This window comes from Streptomyces sp. CNQ085 (assembly GCF_022614595.1).
GTDB lineage: Bacteria > Actinomycetota > Actinomycetes > Streptomycetales > Streptomycetaceae > Streptomyces.
The window spans coordinates 13,593-36,733 of the sequence record NZ_JAJFAU010000030.1; the positions used below are offsets into that span (position 1 = coordinate 13,593).

Consider the following 23,141-nt stretch of genomic DNA (forward strand, 5'->3'; position numbering starts at 1 on the left):
TGCGTCAGGCCGGCACCGGCTCGAGCTGCCCGCAGAGGAACTGGGCCAGATGCCGCACGGTCGGGTGGTCGTGGGTGAGCGAGGCCGGCAGGGGCAGCCGGAACGCCTGCTCCAGGGCGGCCTTGACCTGCTGGGCCATCAGCGAGTCCAGACCCAGGGAGACGAACTCGGTGTTCGGGTTCAGCTCGTCGCCCTCCTCCAGGTGCAGGACGGCGGCGACCTTCTCGCGGACCATCCCGGTCACGGCGGTGGTCCGCTCGGCCGGCGGGAGGGCGGCGAGCGCGGTGAGGTCGGGGCCGGTGTCGTCGCCGGAGGCGTCGCGGGCGAGCCGGTCGTAGAACAGGTCACCGGTGACGCTGCCCGCGACGTAGCGGTCCCAGTCGAACTCGCCGACCACCCGCTGGGTGCGGGGGCGTCCCCAGAGCCTGGCCAGAGTGTCCAGGGCGCGGGTCGGGGAGAAGAAGCGTACGCCGCTGCGTTCGATCTCCTGGCTGAGGTGCTCCTCCAGGCGAGCCGACATGCCGACCCGTGCCCAGGCGCCCCAGTTGACCGACAGGCCGGGCACGCCCCGCCTGCCGCGCCACTCGGCGAGGGCGTCGAGGGCGGCGCTGGCCGCGGCGTAGTGGCCCTGGGTGGCGCCGCCGAGGACGGAGGCGATCGAGGAGTAGGTGACGAAGAAGTCCAGCTCCGGGAAGGAGGACTCGGCGGCCTCGTGCAGCAGCCAGCCGCCGTACGCCTTGGCCTCCAGCTGGGCGTCGACGGCCTCCCAGGTCAGCTCGGCGATGAGCTTCTTGTCGTAGGCGCCGGCGGCGTGCACGATCCCGCCCACCGGGTGCGGGCCGGCCGCGAGGTGCCGCACCAGCCGCCGCACGTCCTCGGCTCGGCCGATGTCGGCCCGCACCAGGTCGAGTTCGGCGTGTTCGGCGAGACCGGCGAGTACGGGGGCGGCCTCCTCGGTGGGGCGTCCGCTGCGGCTGACCAGCGTCAGGTGGCGGGCACCGAGGGCGATCAGCTTGCGGGCGGTGACCAGGCCGAGGCCACCCAGACCACCGGTGACGAGGTAGGTGCGGTCCGGGCGCAGGGCGGCCGGGATCTCCTCGGCGTTGGTGGCGGGCTCCGCCCCGGAAGCGTCCGGGAGGGTCACCCAGGACTGTCCCGACGGGTCCGACAGGGCCGCCCGCAGCGCCTCGCCGGTCTCGTCGAGGCGGAAGCGCCGGGCACCGTCGTCCTCTTCGGCTGCCGGGGCGTGCACCACGGCCGCCGCGGGGACGGTGAGCGTGGAGCGGAACGTGCCGTCGTGGCGCACGAGGACGTCGTCGCCCGGCGCGAACCGGGTGCCCTCGGCCGCGGCGAGAACCGTGCCGGTGGCCGCGGTGCCGAGCAGCGGCGGGGGTTCCTCCTCCGCGCCGGGCAGTTCCTCGCGCTCCGCACGGCCGGTGTCCAGGGCGGTGCGGGCGTCGTCGGCGCTCAGGCCTACCGACCGGACACGGATCTGGACCTCGTCGGCCCCCGGGGGCACGTCCGTGGCGGCGACCAGCACGAGGTCGGACAGGTCGCCCGAGTCGGGGGCGCGCAGTTCGAAGCCGCCGGACCAGGTGAGAGGGGCGTCGCCGGAGAGGAGTCGGCGGACGTAACGGCGGCCCGGACGGTGGGCCACCTGGTACTCGCCGGACGGTTCGGCGTGCCATTCCTCCAGCAGCGGGGCCAGGCCGCTGCCGGGGGCGATGTCGACCAGGGTGGTCCGGTACTGGGGGTACTCGGTGAGCAGCACCCGGCCGAAACCCCAGAGCGTGGCGGCGGCCAGGTGTCCGCCGTCGCCGGCCGGGTCGCCGGGCAGCCACTGGGCCCCCTCGGTCACCAGCCACAGGCGGGGCGGCCGGGGGGTGCCCGCGGTGTCCAGCGCGGTGACCAGGGCGAGCAGTTCGCGGTAGTTCTCCTCGCACTCGGCGCGCAGCCGGTCGGCGGACACGGCCTGCGGGAGCTGCCGCCAGACCCGGCAGACGTCGGTGACGGTGGGGTCCTCCAGGGCCGCCTTGAGTTCGGTGAGACCGGCGCCCCGGGTGACCTTCATCGGGCCGGACAGTCCGGCGAGGTCGGCGGCGCGGGCCGACGACGGGTCGAGCAGCACGACGTGCCGGGCGGGGACGGTGGTCTGCGGTGCGGGCAGAGCGCGGCGGACCCACTCGGGGCGGTGCAGGAACCGGCGGCGGCCGGTGCTGCCCTCGGGGCGGGCCAGCCGGACGCCGAGCAGTTCGGCGACCGGGTCGCCGTTCTCCAGGAGCAGCACGTCGGCGGTGCGGCGGTCCTGGTCACCGTGGACCCGGGCGAGGACGCGCAGCGCCTCGCCGCGGGGCTTGCGGAAGTGGCGGACCGATGCGGCGCCGCGGGGCAGGAAGACGGGGCCCTCGGGGTCGAGGACGACGCACGCCTGGACGGCGGCCTCCACGAGCTCCGCCGGCACGTGTTCGACGGCGGAGGCGTTGCGACCGGTCAGCTCCCCGGTGACCAGGCCGTCGGCGTGCCGGGCGGCGCGCAGCAGCAGTCGCATCCGGGGGCCGTGCGGACGGCCGACGGAGGCGAGATCGGTGTATATGTCCTCGTCGTCGATCTGTGTTTCGGCAGGTGCGAGACCCGCGTCCAGTTCGGCCAGTTCGGAGACGGGGACGACCGGTTCGGGGTCGGCGGCGATCACGGCGATGGCGTGCACGTCCTCCTCCCCGCCGACGACCGTGAACACCGCCACCTCGGCGCCCCCGCCCGGCAGCGGTCGCCAGCGGGTGGTCAGGGAGGTCCTGGTCTCGGCGGGAACATCGAGCGGCGCGAGCAGCCGCAGGTCGCGCACGACGGAGCGGGCGTGGCCCTGGACCGCGTCCTGGACCGCGAACAGCAGGTCGACGTAGGCGCCGGCTGGCAGGGCGGTACGTCCGCTGTCGGCGAGGTCGGCGAGCGGGCCGAGGTCCTCGGCCGTGAACTCCGCGGTGAACTCCCTTACCCCGGAGGCGAAGCGCTCCTCGGTGCCGAGCAGCGGGTGGCGGGCGGTGCCGCCCGCCGCGGCGCGGCGGGGTCCGGCGGCCGGCAGCCAGTGGCGCTTGCGCTGGAAGGCGTAGGTGGGCAGGTCCGCCTTGTCCGGCACGGCGTGCCCGGCGTGGTAGCCGGGCCAGGAGACGGTGAGTCCGGCGGCGTAGTACTCGGCGAGTGCGGCCAGGGTGGTGGTGACCGTCCGGTCCCGGCGGCGCAGGCTGGCCAGCCACAGGTGGTCCTCGGCGGCGACGCCGCGCCGGGCGAGTGCGGTCAGCGCGGCCTGCGGGCCGATCTCGATCATGGCATGCCGGCCGCGCCGGGCCACCGCGCGGATGCCGTCCAGGAAGCGCACGGGTTCACCGATGTGCCGCACCCAGTAGTCGGGGGATGCGATGTCGCGGAACCGGGCGAGCCGTCCGGTCACGTTGGAGATCAGGCTGATGGCCGGCTCGTGGAACTCGATGCCGTCGAGTGCGGCGCGGAAGTCGTCGTAGACCTCGGCCATCTGCGGGGAGTGGAAGGCGTGCGAGACCGCGAGCCGGTCGACGCGCACGCCGCGCTCCCCCAGGATGCCGCAGACCTCGTCCAGGGCGGGCAGCGCGCCGGAGATGACGCACTGGTCGGGGGCGTTGACCGCGGCCAGGGCGAGGTCGGGGCGGCTCTCCAGGAGCGGCTCGACATCCTCGGCGGGGACGGCGACCGCGGCCATGCCTCCCTCGGCGCGCACCGCCTGCATCAGCCGGGCCCGCGCGGCGACCAGCCGCACGGCGTCGGGGAGGCTGAACAGGCCGGCGACCGCGGCGGCGACGACCTCACCGATGCTGTGCCCGACGAGCACGTTGGGGCGCACGCCCCAGGCCATCCACTGCCGGGCGAGGGCGTACTCGAGGGTGAACAGGGCGGGCTGGGTGTACTCGGTGCGGTCGATCGCCCCGGGGTCCTCCGCGGTGCCGAGCAGCAGGTCGCGCACGGAGCGGCCCAGGTGCTCCGCGAACAGCCGGTCGCACGCGTCGACGTGGGAGCGGAACTCCGGGAGGGCGTCGTAGAGGGCGGCGCCCATGCCGGCGTACTGGGAGCCCTGGCCGGTGAACATGAAGGCTGTCTTGCGGATGCCGCTGGGGCCCTCGTGGTCCTGGCCGGCCGCCCGGTCCAGGAGCCGGGCCAGGGCGGCGCGGTCGGCGACCGGGGCGGCGACGCGGTAGGGGTGGTGGGTACGGGCGACGTTGGCGGTGTGACAGAGGGCTTCGAGGGGGAGGCCGGGCCGCTCGTCGAGCAGTCGCCGGTGGTTCGCGGCCTGCTCGCGCAGGGCGGCGGAACTCTTGGCGGAGAGGGTGAACAGCGGGGCGGCGGGCGTGCCGGGGGTCTGCGGCGCGGGACCGGCCTCCGGTGCCTGCTCCAGGACCACCGCGCCGATGGTGCCGGCGAAGCCGAAGCTGTTGACGACCGCACGGCGCACCTCGGCCCGCCACGGCTCGCAGGAGGTCGGCACGCGCAGCGGGTAGAGGTCCCAGGGGATGCGCCCGGACGGGGTGCTGAGGTTCAGGTGCGGATAGACGGTGCCCGAGCGCAGCTGCAGCACCGTCTTGATGACTCCGACGATGCCGGAGGCCGGCTCCATGTGGCCCAGGTTGGTCTTGACCGAAGCGGTGAGCACGGGGTTGTCGGCGGTGTGCGACTGGGCGAACACGTCCCCGATGGCGCCGAACTCGATCGGATCGCCGAGCGGGGTGCCGGTGCCGTGCGCCTCCACGTACTGGATGTCCTCGGGGGTGAGGCGGGCCGTGGCCAGCGCGGCGCGGATCACCTTCTCCTGCGCGGGACCGTTGGGCACGGTCAGTCCGGCGCTGTCGCCGTCCTGGCCGACGGCGGTACCGCGCACCAGGGCGAGCACCCGGTCGCCGTCACGCTCGGCGTCGGAGAGCAGCTTGAGGACCAGGACACCGCAGCCCTCGGCGCGCGCGTATCCGTCGGCCGACTCGTCGAAGGTCTTGCACTGGCCGTCCGGGGCGAGCATCTGCGCGTTGGAGAACATCACCGGGATGCGCGGGTGGTGCAGGGCGTTGACGCCACCGCACAGCGCGATGTCGGTCTCGCCGGAGCGCAGGGCCTGCGCGGCCAGGTGCAGGGCGACCAGGGATGACGAGCACGCGGTGTCGACGCTCATGCTGGGTCCGCGCCACCCAAGGAAGTACGACAGCCGGCCCGACAGCGGGAACATCGTGATACCGGAGGCCAGGTGGCCGTCCATCTCCTCGTACGGCAGGGACTCCAGCTCCAGCGCGTAGTCGATGGAGCTGGCGCCGACGTAGACACCGCCGTTGCCGCGGCGCAGCGGTGCCGGGTCGATGTTGGCGTGCTCCAGGGCCTGCCAGGCGGTCTCCAGCAGCAGACGCTGCTGGGGGTCCATGTACCGGGCCTCCTTGGGGGAGATATTGAAGAAGGCGGCGTCGAAGAGGTCCACGCGGTCGAGGAAGCCCCCCGCGTCGGTGTGGATCTTCCCCTTGTCCTCAGGGGTCTCGGGGGTGAACGCGGCCACGTCCCACCGGTCCTGTGGAATCGGGCCGATCCCGCTGCGTCCTTCCCGCAGGAAGGCGTCGAACTCGTCGGGCGAGGTGCTGCCGCCGGGGAATCGCAGACCGATTCCGACGATCGCGACCGGCTCGGGCGGCTCCTGGGACTCCGCACGCGGCATGGAGGGACTCCTTAGCTTTCCTGAGGGGCACTGTCCTGGACGGCCTGGGTCAGGTGGTCCACCAGATGGGCGATCGTCGGCTCGTTGAAGAGCACGTTGACGTTGATGGAGAGATCGAGGAGCCGCTCCAGGCTCTGCCGTATCTCGGTCAGCCGCAGCGAGGTGAGTCCGAGATCGAAATAGCTGAGGTCGAGCGGGATGTCCTCGGATTCTTCCATGAGGAGAACCGCTCTGAATTTCTTCAGGACGATCGACTCTATTTCTTCGGAGAGTTCGGCGCGCGGCAGATCACGCAGGCGCTGAACAGTGCTGTCGACGGGGTGCATGCGGTCATGCAACCAGCGCAGGCTGACGCCCCACTGACGGACGGCGGGGCCGGCCCGGCTGAATCAGCCCCTTGTCAGCGCCGGGTCAGATTCCGCTGCGACGCTCACACTGCTTCGAAAAATCCACTCGCCAAAGGTGAAAGGCTGAAGATGCTTCACGAAGCCGCGCATGAGGAGAGTGCCGAGGCACCTTCCGATATCAAGAGCTACGACCTCTACATCGCGGGCAAGGACGTCGCGGGTGACGGGTGGGTGTACACCGTCAGCGGCCGGTCCCTGCTGGAAGACGTGTTCACCAGCGTGAGCCTGAAACGCGCCCTGGAGCAGGATCCGGAGTCGGAGGCGGCCAGACACCCGTACGTGGTCGGGCGCTGCGCGGTCGCGGACGACGCGTCCATCGACCTGGCCACGCAGGCGGCGGCCGCCGCCGCACCCGACTGGGCGGCCGTGCCGCTGGAGCGGCGGATGCGGCTGGGCACCCGGTTCCGTGAGGAACTCATCAAGCACCAGGACGAGTTTCTGCGCATGCTGGTCGCCGAGTCGCACCCGGTCAAGCTGGCCCGCTGGGAACTGAGCTGCCTGCTGCAGATCTACTCCCCGGGCTCCCTGCGCTGGTACACCAAACAGATGCGGGTGGAGAAGGAGTACGCCGACCGCACGCTGGTGCTGCACCGCCAGCCCGACGGTGTGGTGGCATTCAACCCGCCGCAGAACGCACCCCTGCCGAGCGCCGCCCTGTGCGTGCTGGCCCTGATGGCCGGCAACGCGGTGGTGGTGCGGGCGCCGCGCAGCATCGCACTGAGCACCATGTGGCTGCTGCGGGACGTGGTGGCGCCGCTGCTGGAGGAGATGGACGCGCCGGCCGGAGTGCTCAACGCGGTGTGCAGCAACCCCAAGCAGACCATGGACCGCTGGATCGCGGACCCGCTGATCAACGACATCTTCTACATCGGCGGCAGCCAGGAGGGCCTGCGGTTCGAGCAGCGGTGCGTGGCGCACGGCAAGAAGCCGATCCTCGAACTGGCCGGCAACGACGGCATCGTCGTGTGGAAGGACGCCGACGTCAAGTGGGCGGCGGAGGCCATCACCGAGGCCTTCTACGGCTCCGGTCAGATCTGCATGGTGCCCAACTACGTGCTGGTACACCCGGACGTCGCGGACAACCTGATCGCCGAGGTGAAGGAGCAGGTCAAGGGCATCCGGCCGGGCCTGCCCGAGGAGGAGGACGTGCTGCTGTCGCCGGTGCGGCGCAGTGAGCGGTTCTTCCGGCTGCTGCGTCAGGCACTGGACAACGGCGCCGAGCTGGTCACCGGCGGCCACCGCACCGAACTGGACGGCACGCCCTCGGAGACGGGAGTGTTCCTGCAGCCGACGGTACTGCGCGTGGACGGCCTGGACCGGGCGCGCACCTACGACGTGGTGCGCGAGGAGACGTTCTTCCCGCTGGTGCCGGTCGTGGTCCCCGAGCGGGAGGACGACGACGCCCTCCTGGAGGCGTTCCTGCGCTTCGTCAACAGCAACGACTACGGGCTGCGCAACTCCCTGTGGTCGCGTTCCGACCACGTCATCGAGACCTTCGTGCGGCGGGTCGTCAACGGCGGCCTGCTGAAGGTCAACGACTCCCACATCGGCTTCCTCCCCTACCTGCCCAGCCATGGTGGCACCGGCCGCACCGGCGGCGCCTTCGGCGAGGCCAACTACCCGATGCTCAAGACCTCCCACGTGCAGGGCGTCAGCATCGCCCGCGGCGTCAGCCCGTACGACGCGGTGTTCGGCGCCTGACCGCCCCCGTCCCGAACCCGCTGTTTCCGCTGGAGGCTTCCGTTGCGTTCCCTCGACCTCGCCCGCTCCGTCTGCGAGCGCTTCCACCCCGGTCTGCTCAAGGAACTGGAGCAGATCCCGTACACCGACCGCGAGCGGCCCGGCAGCCCCGTGATCGATCTGTTCCGCTCCCACGGCGGGGTCGGTCTGCTGATCTCCGAGGAGTACGGCGGCCACGGCGCCGACGCCCTGGACGCGCTGCGGGTCCAACTGGCCCTGGGCGCCGTGTCCCCGTCGCTGGCGGCGGCCGTGTCGATGCACCACTTCACCGCCGCGATGCTGTACTCGCTGGCCGTCAAGGCGGGTCGGCTGACCGACGAGCAGACGGCCCTGCTGCGCCGGATCGTGCCCGACCAGCAGGTGATGGCGTCCGGCTGGGCCGAGGGCCGGACGGCGCAGAACATTCTCAAGCCGGCCGTGATCGCCCGTCCGGCGCGCGACGGGTTCCTGCTCACCGGGGCCAAGAAGCCGTGCAGCCTGTCCCGTTCGATGAGCCTGCTCACGGCGAGCGTCGCCATCCACGGCGACGACGGCGAGCCGGAGCTGGCGCTCGCCCTGGTACCGGCCGACGCGCCCGGCCTGACCGTGCACCCGTTCTGGAGCAACGACCTGCTGGCGGGCGCGGAGAGCGACGAGGTGCGGCTGGAGGACGTGTTCGTGCCGGCCGGCATGGTCGTGCGGGCCGGTGCCGACGACCCGCACCGCCTCGACGACCTCCAGTCGGCCGGGTTCGTCTGGTTCGAGCTGCTCATCTCCGCCGGGTACGCGGGCGGTGCGCTGGCGCTGGTGGAGCAGGTGCTGGAGCGCGAGCGCGGCAGCGTGGCGGAGCGGGCCTCCCTCGCCGTGGACATGGAGATGGCGGTCGCGCTGCTGGAGGGCGTCGCGCGGGCGACCGGCCCGGAGCCCGGTGACGAGGAGTCGGTGGCTCGCGTACTCGTGGCCCGGTACGCCGTGCAGAACGCTCTGCCCGGCATCGCCGCCCGTGCCCTGGAGCTGCTGGGCGGCCTGGACTTCATCCGCGGCTCCGGTCCGGCGCAGGCCGCGGCGGCGCTGCGGGCCCTCGCCTTCCACCCGCCGTCGCGCGCCGCCGCCACGGAGCCGCTGCTGCACTGGTTCGGCGGCGGCGAGCTCGTTCTGGCCTAGGCCGTCCGGCAAACAGCGCTGTCCGTCCGAAGGGCGGGCTCCGCGGTGTCCGGTGCGTGCGACCGCAAGGCCGAGGAGGAGAGCGCAGCGTGCTGCGCCGACGAGCGACAACGCGGCATGGGGGCACCCCCGGCCGGAGGCTGGGGAGTGCGCACCGGACACCGCGGAGCAGGCGGGATCCGCCAGACGGTGCCTCGGTCGACGGCCGGGACGATCCGCCGGCCAGGGCCCGGTCACGGCACCGCCGCCGCGGCCGGACGGGCCCGCTGCCGGGGCACCGGTCCCGGTCCTGTCCCCACGACCCCACGACCCCTTGGAGTGAGCCACACGTGACCGTCATCCAGGAATCCCCGGCGGCTTCTTCCGCCGACGCCGAGGCGGAGGTCCTCGGCCTGTACCGCGCGCATCTGAGCAAGGGCCGGGCCACGCTCGCCGAGCTGTTCGGCAGCCACATGGAGGTGGCGTCCGAGGGCGCCTGGCTCACCACCAGCGACGGTGAGCGCTTCCTCAACGCCGGCGGCTACGGCGTGTTCATGATGGGCGCCCGCCACCCGATCGTGATGGAGGAGGTGGAGCGCCAGCTGCGCACCCACCCCACCGCGACCCGCATCCTGCTGGAGCCCACCGTGGCCCGCGCGGCCGAGGCCCTGGTCTCGGTGCTGCCACCCGGTCTGGACCGGGTGCACTTCGCGCTGTCGGGGGCGGAGGCGGTGGAGACCGGCCTGAAGCTGGCCCGCGCGGGCGGTTTCAAGCGCACGGTCTCCATGCGCGGCGGCTACCACGGCAAGACCCTCGGCGCGCTGTCGGCCACCGCCAAGGAGGTCTACCAGCGGCCGTTCCGCCCGCTGGTGCCCGACTTCCTGCACCTGCCCTTCGGGGACGCCGACGCCCTGCAGGCCGAACTCGCCGCCCACCCGGGTGAGGTGTGCGTCATCCTCGAACCGATCCAGGGTGAGGGCGGTGTGATCATACCGCCGAAGGGTTACCTCAAGCGCGTCGAGGAGCTGGTGCGCGAGTACGACGGCTTCCTGATCCTAGACGAGGTGCAGTCCGGCTTCGGCCGGCTCGGCGAGTGGTGGGGCGCCGACATCGAGGGCGTCGTCCCGGACGTCCTGCTCGCCGGCAAGGCGCTCGGCGGTGGGGTGATGCCGGTCTCGGCGGCCGTCGCCACCCGCAAGGCCTTCCGTCCCTTCGACAAGGACCCCTACGTCCACACCGCCACCTTCTCCGGCCAGCCGGTGCTGATGGCCGCGGTCCAGGGCGCCATCCGGGCCGTGAAGGAGGAGCGCCTGGTCACCAGGGCGCTGGACCTCGGCGCCCGACTGCTGCCGGCGATCACCGAGATCGCGCGCCGCAACATCCCCGACCTCCTGGTGGACGTGCGCGGCCGGGGTCTGCTGATCGGCGTCGAGCTCGTCGAGGCCGGGCTGGCCGGCGAGCTGCTGATCGAACTGTTCAACCACGGCGTGGTCGCCAACCATTCGATGAACGGCAGCTCGGTGGTGCGGTTCACCCCGCCCGCCGTGCTCGGCGACACCGACGTGGACTTCCTCCTCAACTCCTTCGACCTGGCCACCCGCGACCTCGTACGGGGCGCGGCCAAGATGCCGGAAGGCGGTAACCCATCGTGAGGCACGTCGAACTCGATGCCCTGATACCCGCGGAGCAGGCCGAGACGGTCCTGCACGCCGTACGGCGCTGGGAGCGGTACCCGGACCTGGCGCCCCACGTCAACGCGACCACCGTGCACGCCGCCTACCCCGACCCGGCCGCCTCCTCCAGCTGGGAGCTGCACTTCCGCAGCGGCCTGCTGCGCTGGACCGAGGACGACACCGTGCTGCCGGAGCAGGGCGAGATCCGCTTCGAGCAGTCCGACGGGGACTTCGACTCCTTCTCCGGGACCTGGTCGGTCAGGCAGGACGGCGACGACGTCGCGGTCCGCTTCGACGCCGACTTCGACTTCGGCATCCCGAGTCTGGAGGGCATCCTCGACCCGATCGCCGAGCGGGTCGTCAAGGAGACCGTGGCCTGGGCGCTGACCGGTCTGTTCCCCGCCGTGCGCATCAGCGGCGGCATCGAACTCACCCAGCCCGCCGCGGTCGACGCCTAGCATCAGGGAGCTGCTGACCATGGACCAGGCAAACCCGTTCGAGACACCGCGCACGTACTCGCTGCACCGCGCCGAGTACGTGGTGGGCTTCGCCGTCACCACCGGCCTGATGATCGCCCACTTCGACGAGATCCGCTGGCTGCCGGCGATCGCCCTCTTCCTCTACATCGACCTGATCGGCTACATCCCGGGCGCGATCGCGTTCCGGCGCAGCGGCGGCCGGCCGATCCACAAGGCGTACTACGTCCTCTACAACGTGATGCACAGTCTCATCACCCAGGCGGCCGTGGCCGCGCTGTGGTGCTGGCTGGTGAAGCCGGAGTGGGCGCTGCTGGTGCTGCCCTTCCACCTCTTCGGCGACCGAGGGCTGTTCGGCAACTTCACGAAGTCCTTCGCACTGCCCTTCGAGCCGGTCCGCCAGCCCGGCTACCTGCGGCTCCTGGACGATCTGGGCCTGCCGCACCCCAAGCCGGTCGGGCACGTGACGGACCCGGCGCCGGTCGGCCACGTCCCGGTCCGCAAGCCGGTGCCGGAGCGGGCGGACACCGCCGCGGCGCAGGAGGACCCGGCGCAGGCCACCGTGGCCGGGGAGCCCGCGGCCGGGAAGGCGGAGGCGCTGCGATGAGCACCGCGACCGCGGCCGGCCCGCGCACGCGCCGGCCCGTCCGCCAGGACCCGGCCGAACGGCGCCGGGCGCTCTACCACCTGGCGTCCCCGGTGTCGGTGCTGACCACCGGACCGGAGAGCCGGATGCACGGCACCACCGCGAGCACGGTCACCCTGGTCTCGCGCGAGCCGCTGCTCGTCGGCGTCGTGCTGCGGGCGGGGTCGTCCTTCGCGCGGCAGGCCACCGCCGAGGGCAGGTTCGCGATCAACGTGTTGGGCGGTGACCAGGCGGAGGTGGCCCGCCGGTTCGCCGACAGCGGGCGCCCCGACGGCAGCGCGCAGTTCGCGGGCCTGGCCTGGACGGCGGACCCGTACGCGCAGTCCCCGCTCATCGCGGGCGCGCTCGCCCACTACACCTGCCGCTTCCACTCCGCCCACGCCGCGGGCGACAGCGAGCTGCTGCTCGGCCATGTCGTGCGCACCAGGGCGGACGAGGGAATCCCCCTGCTGAGTTACGCCGGCCGCCTGCACGCCGGCACCCTGCACCTGGCGAAGGAGGCCGCCGCGTCATGACGCAGTCCAAGATGGTCGTGGCCCCTGAGGCCGACTGGGACAAGGCGCCCGGTCTGCTGGACGGGGCGAAAGAACTCACCCTCGGTCCCGAGGAGTGCGACCTGGCCTACTGGATCACCTCGGTGGCCCAGGGCACGCTGCGCGACCGCGGCGTGACCGGCCACCACGACGACGCGATCGTGCCGGACTTCCTGAAGGAGCCGGGCCCGCTGCGCGAGGCGCTGGTACTGGAGTTCGGTCTGCGCGGGCTGTCCGAGGAGCTGGCCACCCGGCTGCTCGGCCACTACGTGTCGATCGCGCCCGGCATCCCCGAGATGGAGTTCTACGCCACCCAGCTGCTCGACGAGGCACGGCACGCCCGGGTGTTCCGCAATCACCTGGTGGAGCTGGGTATCCCGGCCGACAAGCTTCTGACCAGCATCGACGAGATGGCCCGGGACTACCGCGCCCGGGTGCTGGACCCGGTGGTCGACTTCACCCTCGACATCGTCCGGGACCAGGCCGACTTCCCCGGCGGTGTCGCCGTGTTCGCCATCATCATCGAGGGTGTGCTGGCGCCGGCCGCCGAGCTGAGCGAGCGCAAGTGGACTCCCCTGTCCCCGGCCACCGGTGAGGTCTCCCGCGGCACCGCGATCGACGAGATCCGACACCTCACGGTGGCCAGCACCATCCTGCGCGACCACGTGGCCTCGCACCCCGAGTACCGTCCTCGCCTGCTGGAGGTCCTGCGGTCCGGCGTGCGGCTGTGGGACGAGATCCCCGACCGGGAGTTCGTGATCCACCGCGAGGAGCTGTTCCAGGAGGGCATGCGCCAGCACGCCGACCGGATCGGCGACTACGAGATCTGGCCCGGCGTGCGGATGCTCGACACCACTCCCGAGCAGCGCTACGACATGGCCGAGCAATGGACCGACGAGATGGCCGAGGCCCGGATGGCCTACATGGGCCTGCCCGTGGAGGTCCTCAGCAGTCCGGGGCCGGGCGCATGAGCACCCGACGGGCCGCCGTGGTCTGCGGGATCGGGTCGTACGCCCCGCCCGACGTGGTCACCAACGAGGATCTGGCCCGGCGCCTGGACACCTCGGACGCATGGATCCGCTCACGCACCGGGATCGAGCGGCGCCGTGTGGTCGCCCCGGGCACGGCGACCAGCGACCTGGCGGTCGAGGCGGGACTGCGGGCGCTGAAGTCGGCGGGCGACGGGCAGGCGGGCGCGGTGGTGCTGGCCACCACCACCCCGGATCAGCCGTGCCCGGCGACCGCGCCGCAGGTCGCGGCGAGACTCGGACTGGGCGAGGTGCCCGCCTTCGACGTGGCCGCCGTCTGCTCCGGCTTCCTGTACGGGCTGGCCAGCTCGGCCGGCCTGATCGCCGCCGGAGTCACGGACCGGGTGCTGCTGATCGCCGCGGACGCGTTCACGACGATCATCAACCCCGAGGACCGCACCACAGCGGTGATCTTCGCCGACGGCGCGGGCGCGGTGCTGCTGCGGGCCGGCTCCCCCGGGGAGCCGGGTGCGGTGGGACCGCTCGTGCTGGGCAGCGACGGCGGGCTGAGCCATCTGATCGAGGTGCCGGCCGGAGGGTCGCGGCAGCGGTCGTCCGGCCGGCACCCCGCGCCGGAGGACCACTTCTTCCGGATGGTGGGCCGCGACACCTACCGGCACGCGGTGGAGCGGATGACCGCCGCCTCCACCGAGGCGGCCGAGCGGGCCGGCTGGCGTCCGTGCGATGTCGACCGGTTCGCCGCGCACCAGGCCAACGCCCGCATCCTGGACGCGGTCTCGGAGCGGCTCGGCATCCCCGGCGAACGGCAGCTGAGCAACATCGCACAGGTCGGCAACACCGGCGCCGCCTCACTGCCGCTGCTGCTGGCCGAGAGCGCGGCGGACGGACGGCTCGCCGCCGGGCACCGGCTGCTGCTGACCGCGTTCGGCGGCGGGCTGTCCTGGGGCGCGAGCACGCTGGTCTGGCCCGAGGTGCAGACCGTCTGACACTTCGCCATAAACGGGGTCCGGGCCGGCCCCGAGCACTGTCCGGCACAGCGGAGAAAGGGCGCTTGCGCCTTCGAGAGAACCGTCGAAAGGAACCGACATGCTGGAGCAGCTCAAGGAAATCCTGTCCAACAAGCTCAAGGTGTCGCCCGAGGCCATCATCCCGGAGGCCACCCGGGAGGACATCGAGCTGGACTCGCTGGCCGTGGTGGAGCTGTCGCTGCTGCTGAAGTCCGAGCTGGACCTGGACATCAGTGACGACGACCTGCTGGAGGCTGAAACCGTGACCGACATGGTCCGGCTGATGGAGGAGCGGAGTGCGAAGGTCTGATGGCCGGCATGGACATCGCCGTCACCGGGCTCGGCCTGGTCACCCCGGGCGGTATCGGGGTCGGGCCGAGCTGGGCGGCGGTCTGCGACGGCAGGCCGGCCGCCGCCCTGGATCCGCTGCTGACGGATAACCCCGTACGAATCTCCTGCCGGGTGCCCGGCTTCGATGCCGAGCGCCTGCTGAGCGCGCGGCGGGCCCACCGCCTGGACAAGTTCGTCCAGTTCGCACTGGTCGCCGCGCACGAGGCGGTGGCCGACGCGGGCCTCGATCCGCAGACGTGGGACGGGGCGAGAGTGGGTGTGGTGCTGGGCTGCGCGGACGGCGGCCCGGGCACCGTCGAGGAGCAGCACCACGTACTGCGCGAGCAGGGCGCCGACCGGGTCTCGCCACTGCTGCTGCCCATGCAGCTGCCGAACATGCTGGCCGGGCAGACGGCCATCGAGTTCGGGGCGACCGGGCCCAACCTGGTGGTGGCCACCGCCTGTGCCTCGGGCGCGACCGCCATCGGCACGGCCCGGGACCTGCTCGCCCTCGGCCGCTGCGACATCGTCCTCGCGGGCGGCAGCGAGGCCATGGTCACACCCCTGGTCATGGCCGGCTTCGCTCAGATGGGGGCACTGTCGAAGCGGCACGACGACCCGGCCTCCGCGTCCCGGCCGTTCGACACCGAACGAGACGGTTTCGTCGCCGGAGAGGGCGCCGGCATCCTCGTCATGGAACGGGTGGCGGACGCCCGCGCCCGCGACGCCCATGTGCACGGCCGGATCATCGGCTACGGCGCCACCGCCGACGCCCACCACATGACGTCGCCGCACCCCGACGGCGCGGGCATCGAGGCCGCCGTCCGTGCCGCGCTCGCCGACGCGGGCGCGGACCCGGACGACGTCCAGCACGTGAACGCCCACGGCACGTCGACACCGCTGAACGACCTGGCGGAAGCCCGCATGATCGCCCGGACACTGCGCGGGGACCCGCTGGTCACGTCCACGAAGGGAGTCACCGGACACCTGCTCGGCGCGGCCGGGGCGGTCGAGGCCGCCTTCACCGTGCTGAGCGTCGAGCACGAACTCGTCCCCCCTACCGCCAACCTCGTCATGCCCGACTCCAGGATCGACATCAAACTCGCCCAGTCCGCCACCTGCATGCCCATCGATCTCGCCCTGAGCAGTTCCCTGGGCTTCGGCGGCCAGAACACGGCCCTGGCCATCGCCCCGGCCTGAAGGGCCCGGGCACGCACCGACAGCCGCCCGCGGAGCACCTCCGCCGGGCGGCTGTTCCCGTGCCGCATCCGGCCGCACGGCGCCCGCCCCGCCGGTCCGCGGGGAATCCCACCCCGCCCCACGTCAGGAGTCCACCGTGCACGATGCCCAAGAGCTGCTGAAGGCCGGGCCGCAGGCCGTACGGCGGCTGGCCCGCCGCCGCCACGACCTCGACCCGGCCCCGCTGGCCGACGCCCTGCGCGCGCGCAACGGCGCGCAGGCGGAGGTGACCCGGCTGCGCACCGAGCTGAACCGCACGGCCAGGGCCCGCCGCTCCGGCCCGCCGACCGAGGAGGAGAAGGCGTCCGCCAGGGCGCTGCGGACCGAGGTGCAGCGGGCCGAGGCCGAGGCCCGCACGGCCGCGGCCCACCTGACCGAGCTGCTGCTCTCCGTCCCCAACATCCCCCTGGACACGGTCCCGGACGGCGACTCGGAGAAGGAGGCCGTGGAGATACGCCGGGGTGGTCCCGCTCCGCGTCCGGCGGACGGCGCCCGCCACCACGCCGACATCGGCGAGTCCCTCGGTATCCTCGACAGCCCCGCAGCGGCCCGGCTGTCCGGTGCCCGCTTCGCCGTCGCCCGCGGGGCCGGGGCACGACTGGAGCGGGCCCTGCGCGACTTCCTCCTCGACCTGCACACCCGCGAGCACGGCTACACCGAGCAGTCGGTGCCTTTCCTGGTCGACCGCGACACCATGACCGGGACCGGGCAGCTGCCCAAGTTCGAGGAGGACCTGTTCCGCACCGAGACCGGCGAGCGGGAGCTGTTCCTGATCCCCACCGCCGAGGTCCCGCTGACCAACCTGGTGGCCGGCCGGATCCTCGACTCCCGCTCGCTGCCGCTGGCCTTCACCGCCTGCACCCCGTGCTTCCGGGCGGAGGCCGGGGCGTACGGCCGGGACACCCGCGGCATCCTGCGACTGCACCAGTTCGAGAAGGTGGAGTTGGTGCGCGTCTGCGCCCCCGAGGACGCCCAGGCGCAGCTCGAACTCATGGTGAACCATGCCGAGGAGTGCCTGAAGCGCCTGGAACTGGCGCACCGCGTGGTACTGCTGCCGGCCGGCGACCTCGGGTTCTCCGCCCGGATGACGTACGACATCGAGGTGTGGCTGCCGGGCAGCGGCTCCTACCGGGAGATCTCCTCGGTCTCCGACTGCGGCGCCTTCCAGGCGCGCCGCGCGGACATCCGCGTCAAGCGGCCCGACGGGAGCAAGGCGCCGGCGGTCACGCTGAACGGCTCGGCGCTGCCGATCGGCCGCACGGTCGCCGCGCTGCTGGAGCAGGGCGTGCGGGAGAACGGCTCGGTGGTACTGCCCGAGGCCCTCGTCCCGTACACCGGCTTCCGCCGGATCCTGCCGGACGAGGACACCGTGTAGGCACCGGCGGGTGCCACCGCGAAGGGGTGGGAGCAGGGTCCGCGCCCCCGCTCCCACCCCTTTCGCCGCGCCCGGCCCAGGGCTCAGGCACCCATCATGTGCACCCCTCCGTCGACGTGCACGACCTCCCCCGTGGTGCGCGGGAAGAAGTCCGACAGCAGGGCGACGACGCCGCGGGCCGCCGGGTCGGGGTCGGTGGGGTCCCAGCCCGCCGGGGCCCGTTGCTCCCAGACCCCGGCGAGATCGGCGAACCCGGGGATGGACCTGGCCGCCATGGAGCGCAGCGGTCCCGCCGCGACGAGGTTGCAGCGGATGCCGCGACCGCCCAGATCCCGGGCCAGATAGCGGCTGGTCGACTCCAGGGCGGCCTTGGCGACGCCCATCCAGTCGTAGCGCGGCCAGGCGACCGCGGCGTCGAAGGTAAGCCCGACCACCGAGCCGCCGCGCCGCTCCATCAGCGGCAGGCAGGCCGTGGTCAGCGACTTCAGGGAGTACGCCGAGACGTGCACGGCGGTCGACACGTCGTTCCAGTCGCCGTCCAGGAAGGAGAAGGCGCCCCGCGGCCCGTAGGCGATGGAGTGCACCAGTCCGTCCAGGGTGTCGGTGTGCTCACGGATCCGGTCGCCGAGGCCGTCCAGCTGCCGCTGGTCGGTGACGTCGAGTTCGAGCACCGGGGCCGGCTTGGGCAGTCGTCCGGCGACGCGCTCGATCAGGGAGAGGCGCCCGAAGCCGGTGAGAACGACCTCGGCACCCTCCTCCTGGGCGATGCGGGCCGTGTGGTAGGCGATGGACGCATCCGTGACGACCCCGGTCACCAGGATCCGCTTGCCGGCGAGGAGTCCGCTCATGTCCGGGTCACCGCCTCGGGCAGGGACCGCACCAGCGGGGAGTCGTGGCCGAGGGCGCCGAGTGCGGCAGCGCCGCCGGGCGAGCCCACGGAGGCGAAGAAGTCGGTGTTGGAGGCGGTGTGGTCGCCCCACTCGGCGGGCACGTCGTCCTCGAAGCAGATCGCCTCGACGGGGCAGACGGGTTCGCAGGCGCCGCAGTCGACGCACTCCTCCGGCTGGATGTACAGGGCCCGGCGGCCTTCGTAGATGCAGTCCACGGGGCACTCGTCGACGCAGGAGCGGTCCTTGACGTCGACGCAGGGCAGCGCGATGACGTAGGCCATCGTCAGCTCCTCTTCGTCACGGGGGTGGTCGGGAGGTCGGGGACACCGTCGACGGGAGCCCCGGTGGTGCGCTCGCCCAGGAACAGGACAGTCGCCGCCAGGGCCGCCATCGCCGCGGCGATGACCCCGAACAGGGCGCCGGGGCCGTGCGAGTCCAGGACCGGTAGTAGGACGAACGGCAGTGCGGCGGCGCTGAGTTTGGACAGCGAGTAGGCGGCGCCGGACGCGGTGGCGCGGATCGCGGTCGGATACTGCTCGGAGAGGTACACGTGCGAGACACTGGAGAAGACGTTGCTGCACAGGGTGTAGACGAAGCCGAACGCGACGATGAGCGCGGGGGATCCGGCGTAGGCGAAACCGAGGCCGGCCACCATCATCGCCGCCGCGGAGGCCGCGACCAGCGTCCGGCGCTCGAACCGGTCCACGATCGGCAGGGCCAGCGCGGAACCGACCGGGTAGCCCAGGAAGGACAGCGCGGTGAAGCCGATCCCGGCGACGATGCCGTAGCCCTTGGCCGCGACGATCTGGGGGGCCAGCGTCCCGAAACCGTAGTAGCCGACCACGGACAGCACGCAGAAGATCCACAGCACCACCGTGCGGCGCCGCATGCCGCGGCCGAACACGTCGCGCACACGATGGCGCACCGCGGCCGGCTCCACCGGTCCGGCGGTGTCCGCGGCCACCGGGCGGGCCGTCGCGGGACGGTCCGGGTATGCCTGCTTCTCCATCTCGGCCACCAGCAGCTCGGCCTCCTCGGTGCGGCCCTGGGCGGCCAGCCACCTCGGCGACTCGATCAGCCGGCGGCGCAGCACCCACACCACGGCGGAGCCCAGCGACCCGATCACGAACAGCCAGCGCCAGCCGTCGATGCCCAGCGGGGACAGGGGAACCAGCCACAGCGCGGCGAAGCCGACGGCGGGCACCCCGCAGAAGGCGAGGGTGTAGGCCCAGGCGATGTACCGGCCGCGCCGCTTGGCGGGCAGCACGTCGGCCAGGTAGCAGTCCGACAGCACCTGTTCGGCACCGATGCCGATGCCGGCCATGAAGCGGGTGACGATCAACCAGACGGCGTTCGGCGAGAAGGCGCCCAGCAGGGAGAAGAACGAGTAGATGGCGAGGTTGATCAGGAAAGCCCGACGGCGGCCCAACCGGTCGGCGACCCGGCCGAGCACCAGCGAGCCGATGAACTGGCCGATGAACACCGAGGCCAGGACGAGTTTGAGCTCGGTCGCCCCGAAGGCGAAGTCGCTCTGGAGCACCTTGGCGATGGTGCCCGAGAGATTGTTCTCGAATGTGTCGAAGAGCAGGCCGATACCGATGACCATGGTGAGTCTTCGGTGCATCGGGGTGATCGGCATGCGGTCCAGGCGGACCCCGATCGCGGCGGGGGCGGTGACACCACCCGTCGCCGTGGTGATGGTGGTCTGGGACATGGGGAGGCTCTCCTTGGACTCCTGCTTTCCAGGGACTCCGGTGAGGGAACCGCCCGGGCCGACGGGGCCCGGGCGCGCGGTCCGAGAGCCGGGGCTGTGGACGTGCAGGTGTGTGGGGCCGTGCGGGACCGCGGCGTGGGGCCCGGACGGTCGGCGGACGAGGGGGCGCGGGCCGGGTCAGGCCGCCTGGGCCGCCCGGCGCCTGATCTCCTCCTCCACGGTGCCGGCCCGCACCGGCTCACTGACCTCGTGCAGGTAGGAGGCGACCTCCCGGTAGGACGCCCAGAAGCCGACCTCGTGGTACGGCACCCCGCGCTCGGCGCAGTAGGCACGGGTCAGTTCCCGGGCGCGCGACAGGTGCTTTTGCGGCATGGCCGGGAACAGATGGTGCTCGACCTGGTAGTTGAGGCCCCCGTAGAGGAAGTCGACCACCGGGTTCGGGCGGATGTTGCGGGAGGTGAGGACCTGGCGCTCCAGCCAGTCCAGAGTCTCCTCCTCGCCGTCGCGGACGTCCATCCCCTTGTGGTTCGGGGCGAAGATCATGCCGAAGTAGAAGCCCAGAGCGGCGTGCTGCACGAGGATGAACGCGATGGCCAGGACCGGCGTGAGAACCGTGAAGACCAGGGCGCAGTAGACCGCGGCGCGCAGCACGATCAGGAACGACTCGAGCACGGGCCGCTTGGTCTTGCCCTGCGCTATGGACACCACGGCCGTCCGGAGCATCTTGAAGCCCTCCAGGACGAGCAGCACGAAGAACATGACGCTCTGGTGGCGCACGACGAACTTCTGCGTTCCCCTCCGGCTGGGGTACTGCTTGACGTCGAAGATGACGGTGCGCCGGCCGATGTCCGGGTCCTTGTCCAGGTGGTTGGGGTTGCTGTGGTGCCGGTTGTGGTGGTTGACCCACCAGCCGTAGCTGACTCCGTTGACGAGGTTGGCGTGGACGTAGCCGACGGCGGAGGCGGCCTTCTTGCTGCGGAACATGGCCTTGTGTCCGGCGTCGTGCCACATGAACGCCGACTGGCCGCCGCACAGCCCCATCCACAGGGCGGTCAGCAGCTGCCACCAGGAATCGCCCAGGGCGAAGAACGCGGCGAATCCGATCAGCAGCAGGACGGTGTTGAGCGTGAGACGGCCTATGTAGTAGCGCGGGGCGAGGTCGAGAAGACCTTCCGCCTTGACGCGTTTGAGGAGCTCGGCGAACGTCGCCGAGGCGCCGGTGCGCGGGCCGGCCGCAGAAGCGGCTGCTGCCCCGGCTTCTTGTGTGTGCGGACGCTGCATGCGTTGCTCTCCTTGGGAGAAGTGCCCGGTTCGGGCGGCGGCGCCGCTGCCCCGCGGACCTGCGGGCGCCGCGAGTCGACAGTGCTCCCGCGGGCGGTCGGGATCGCGCGGGCGTGCCCGCCCGGCGGCCCGGGAACGCCGGAGCACAGTGCGGTACTCCGCCGTGGAACCATCGGACGAACACATGTCCAGCGTGCTGCGCCGCGCTGATGTGCCACTGATGCCGGTCTGATCGGCGGCGGCCGTCAGGCGGCGGACTCGGCGCGCAGTCGTTCGTCGAGCGCCAGGACGGCGGCGTCCGCGTCGCGCGCCACATCCTTGTCGTCGGGCGCGCCTATGACGGCCATCAGCCGCTCGACCACGGCGTGCTGGAGGACTTCGGTGCTGGGGTCGGGGCCGTTGTCACTCATCGCTGGTTCTCCTGTTCCGGAAGACGGGTGTGCGTGTGGACGGTGCGGGGCGGGCGGCCCGCGACGCCACGCCCCGCTGCGGGGACGGTGGCCAACGGTCCGGAGTGCCTCGCCTCGGACATGGCGGGTGACGGTAGGTCAGAACGCCTTGCAGGCGCGGAAGACGTGGGCGAAGGAGGCCGGCGAGGCCTGCGGGCCGTCGAAGGCGACGTACTCCGGGACGACCACGTCCGGAGCCCACTTCTGCTTGTACGACAGCTGGGTCTGCGCCGGGTACAGGGCGGCGCCCTCGGCCCACAGGGCGTGCATCAGCCACTGGAACGCCGGGCTGTGACCGTCGATCTCGTGGTCGGCGTCGAGGCCGGTGAACGGGGTGAAGCCGAAGTGCAGCCATTCGACTCCCTCCGAACGGAACACCTCGACGGCGGTCGCGTTGATGGCCTCCATGAGCCCCGGGGAGCCGTCCGGGACGCGCCGGCTCAGGTCGTGCATCCAGCCGGCCCGGCCGCCGTACACCGGCGAGTAGGAGATGTACGCCACGGGGCTGCCGTCGATGGTGCCGGTGAACAGCCGACGGTGCGCCTGGGCCGGGCCGCCGATCTGGCCGACCAGGAACTCCAGTTGCTGGGCGCCGCCCTTGGAATCGAGCCAGGCCCGGTCGATGGCGGTGATCGCGTCCTGCCAGTCGTCGGCCGGTACCTCCTGGACGACCAGACCGTTGCGGCAGGCCCGGGAGATCTTGTTACGCAGCTGCATGAAGCGGGTGCCGCGCAGTGTGAAGTCCGGCAGGCCGACGGCCCAGGATGCGCCGACCTGATTGACGGTGAAGCCGCGGCGGGCGTAGTGCTCGGCGTCGGCGCGCTGGAGCTGGATGCCGACAAGGGTGCGCCCCTCGTCGCGGACGTGCCGGCGGAAGGCCTCCAGGAGGGGATCGTAGGCATCGGGGGCGGCGAAGGGGCCGCCGAACTGAACGGCGAACCGGCCCGTGCGGCGGTACACGACGACGCCGTCGGCACCGGGCAGTGTGAAGACGTCGTTTCCGCTGTTGAGGGCCAGGAACGCACTGGGGTTCTCGCTTGACGTATGAATGCGTATCGCCTCGAGAACGGAGTTGTCCACGGCGGTCACGGTCATTGTTTTCCCCTTTCGGGAGAGTTTTCCGTCGCCCCGAGTAGAGCATCGAGGGTGAGTCTGGGAAAAGACCTCACGGTAATTCTCTGATCGAGTCAGAGGAACGTCAGCACTCTGTCAGGCACCCCTGCCAATGTTGTTCTCGTGAACGGCACGGGAGACCGGAAGCCGGGAACGAGGAGAGGTGCCCGGAGCGGCTCATCGGGGACCAGAGAGCAATCTCGGTCGGGCCCACAAAGCCCACGCAGGTTCGAATCCTGCCCTCTCCGCGAAAACGGCCACGCACCAACGGCCAACACCAGGAGAGGTGCCCGGAGCGGCTCATCGGGGACCAGAGAACAATCTCGGTCGGGCCCACAAAGCCCACGCAGGTTCGAATCCTGCCCTCTCCGCGAAAACGGCCACGCACCAACGGCCAACACCAGGAGAGGTGCCCGGAGCGGCTCATCGGGGACCAGAGAACAA

Annotated in this window: 19 protein-coding genes and 2 tRNA genes; 13 read left to right on the top strand and 8 right to left on the bottom strand. The window is 72.0% G+C overall.

The genetic code is table 11. The features are described 5' to 3' along the window. Positions 1-4: 4 nt before the first annotated feature. Both LJ221_RS08225 and LJ221_RS08230 read right to left on the bottom strand, forming a co-directional pair. Positions 5-5,713: a type I polyketide synthase gene (locus tag LJ221_RS08225; RefSeq protein ID WP_241715028.1), complete on the bottom strand. Its 5,709-nt coding sequence runs from the start codon at positions 5,711-5,713 to the stop codon at positions 5-7. A gap of 11 nt (positions 5,714-5,724) precedes the next feature. Further along, positions 5,725-6,039, bottom strand: coding sequence for an acyl carrier protein (locus LJ221_RS08230; RefSeq protein ID WP_241715029.1), 315 nt, complete (start codon positions 6,037-6,039; stop codon positions 5,725-5,727). Positions 6,040-6,189: 150 nt separating this feature from the next. On the opposite strand from LJ221_RS08230, the gene LJ221_RS08235 reads away from it, so the two are divergent. The 11 genes from LJ221_RS08235 to serS all read left to right on the top strand — a co-directional run bounded on the left by LJ221_RS08235 (position 6,190) and on the right by serS (position 17,250). Further along, entirely contained in the window at positions 6,190-7,821 is a 1,632-nt protein-coding gene (locus LJ221_RS08235; protein WP_241715030.1) for an aldehyde dehydrogenase, read from the top strand. Positions 7,822-7,863: 42 nt separating this feature from the next. Next, positions 7,864-9,003, top strand: a complete 1,140-nt coding sequence (locus tag LJ221_RS08240) for an acyl-CoA dehydrogenase family protein (protein WP_241715031.1) — start codon at positions 7,864-7,866, stop codon at positions 9,001-9,003. Between the two features lie 329 nt (positions 9,004-9,332). Beyond that, positions 9,333-10,634 carry an aspartate aminotransferase family protein gene (locus tag LJ221_RS08245; RefSeq protein WP_241715032.1) on the top strand — a complete coding sequence of 434 codons (1,302 nt, stop codon included), beginning with the start codon at positions 9,333-9,335 and terminating at the stop codon, positions 10,632-10,634. Beyond that, positions 10,631-11,113: a type II toxin-antitoxin system RatA family toxin gene (locus LJ221_RS08250; protein ID WP_241715034.1), complete on the top strand. Its 483-nt coding sequence runs from the start codon at positions 10,631-10,633 to the stop codon at positions 11,111-11,113. Before LJ221_RS08245 ends, LJ221_RS08250 begins: the two co-directional genes overlap by 4 nt. 19 nt (positions 11,114-11,132) lie before the next feature. Beyond that, complete coding sequence (locus tag LJ221_RS08255) at positions 11,133-11,738, top strand: hypothetical protein (RefSeq protein WP_241715036.1); 606 nt, start codon at positions 11,133-11,135, stop codon at positions 11,736-11,738. Next, positions 11,735-12,292 carry a flavin reductase family protein gene (locus LJ221_RS08260; protein WP_241715038.1) on the top strand — a complete coding sequence of 186 codons (558 nt, stop codon included), beginning with the start codon at positions 11,735-11,737 and terminating at the stop codon, positions 12,290-12,292. Before LJ221_RS08255 ends, LJ221_RS08260 begins: the two co-directional genes overlap by 4 nt. Next, positions 12,289-13,281, top strand: coding sequence for a VlmB-like protein (locus tag LJ221_RS08265; protein ID WP_241715040.1), 993 nt, complete (start codon positions 12,289-12,291; stop codon positions 13,279-13,281). The genes LJ221_RS08260 and LJ221_RS08265 overlap by 4 nt, the downstream gene beginning before the upstream one ends. Then, positions 13,278-14,285, top strand: a complete 1,008-nt coding sequence (locus LJ221_RS08270; RefSeq protein WP_241715043.1) for a beta-ketoacyl-ACP synthase III — start codon at positions 13,278-13,280, stop codon at positions 14,283-14,285. Before LJ221_RS08265 ends, LJ221_RS08270 begins: the two co-directional genes overlap by 4 nt. Positions 14,286-14,385: 100 nt before the next feature. Continuing rightward, on the top strand, positions 14,386-14,616 hold the full coding sequence (locus LJ221_RS08275; protein WP_241715044.1) for a phosphopantetheine-binding protein: 231 nt from the start codon (positions 14,386-14,388) through the stop codon (positions 14,614-14,616). Then, complete coding sequence (locus LJ221_RS08280; protein WP_241715046.1) at positions 14,616-15,836, top strand: beta-ketoacyl synthase; 1,221 nt, start codon at positions 14,616-14,618, stop codon at positions 15,834-15,836. Before LJ221_RS08275 ends, LJ221_RS08280 begins: the two co-directional genes overlap by 1 nt. Positions 15,837-15,972: 136 nt before the next feature. Then, complete coding sequence (serS, locus tag LJ221_RS08285) at positions 15,973-17,250, top strand: serine--tRNA ligase (protein ID WP_241715048.1); 1,278 nt, start codon at positions 15,973-15,975, stop codon at positions 17,248-17,250. 83 nt (positions 17,251-17,333) lie between these two features. Here the strand turns inward: serS and fabI are convergent, their stop codons facing one another. The 6 genes from fabI to LJ221_RS08315 all read right to left on the bottom strand — a co-directional run bounded on the left by fabI (position 17,334) and on the right by LJ221_RS08315 (position 22,679). Further along, on the bottom strand, positions 17,334-18,098 hold the full coding sequence (gene fabI / locus LJ221_RS08290) for an enoyl-ACP reductase FabI (RefSeq protein WP_241715050.1): 765 nt from the start codon (positions 18,096-18,098) through the stop codon (positions 17,334-17,336). Next, entirely contained in the window at positions 18,095-18,421 is a 327-nt protein-coding gene (gene fdxA / locus LJ221_RS08295) for a ferredoxin (RefSeq protein WP_241715052.1), read from the bottom strand. Before fdxA ends, fabI begins: the two co-directional genes overlap by 4 nt. A 2-nt stretch (positions 18,422-18,423) precedes the next feature. Beyond that, on the bottom strand, positions 18,424-19,854 hold the full coding sequence (locus LJ221_RS08300; RefSeq protein WP_241715053.1) for an MFS transporter: 1,431 nt from the start codon (positions 19,852-19,854) through the stop codon (positions 18,424-18,426). Between the two features lie 177 nt (positions 19,855-20,031). Continuing rightward, on the bottom strand, positions 20,032-21,135 hold the full coding sequence (locus LJ221_RS08305) for an acyl-CoA desaturase (protein ID WP_241715054.1): 1,104 nt from the start codon (positions 21,133-21,135) through the stop codon (positions 20,032-20,034). A gap of 245 nt (positions 21,136-21,380) precedes the next feature. Next, positions 21,381-21,545 (bottom strand): hypothetical protein, encoded by a 165-nt coding sequence (locus LJ221_RS08310; RefSeq protein ID WP_241715055.1) that lies wholly within the window; start codon positions 21,543-21,545, stop codon positions 21,381-21,383. A gap of 138 nt (positions 21,546-21,683) precedes the next feature. Continuing rightward, complete coding sequence (locus LJ221_RS08315; RefSeq protein ID WP_241715056.1) at positions 21,684-22,679, bottom strand: DUF2156 domain-containing protein; 996 nt, start codon at positions 22,677-22,679, stop codon at positions 21,684-21,686. A gap of 175 nt (positions 22,680-22,854) precedes the next feature. Here LJ221_RS08315 and LJ221_RS08320 point away from each other — a divergent pair. Continuing rightward, a tRNA-Cys gene (locus LJ221_RS08320) sits at positions 22,855-22,945 on the top strand. A 32-nt stretch (positions 22,946-22,977) separates the two neighbouring features. After that, positions 22,978-23,068: transfer RNA gene (locus LJ221_RS08325), tRNA-OTHER, on the top strand. Positions 23,069-23,141: the final 73 nt, after the last annotated feature.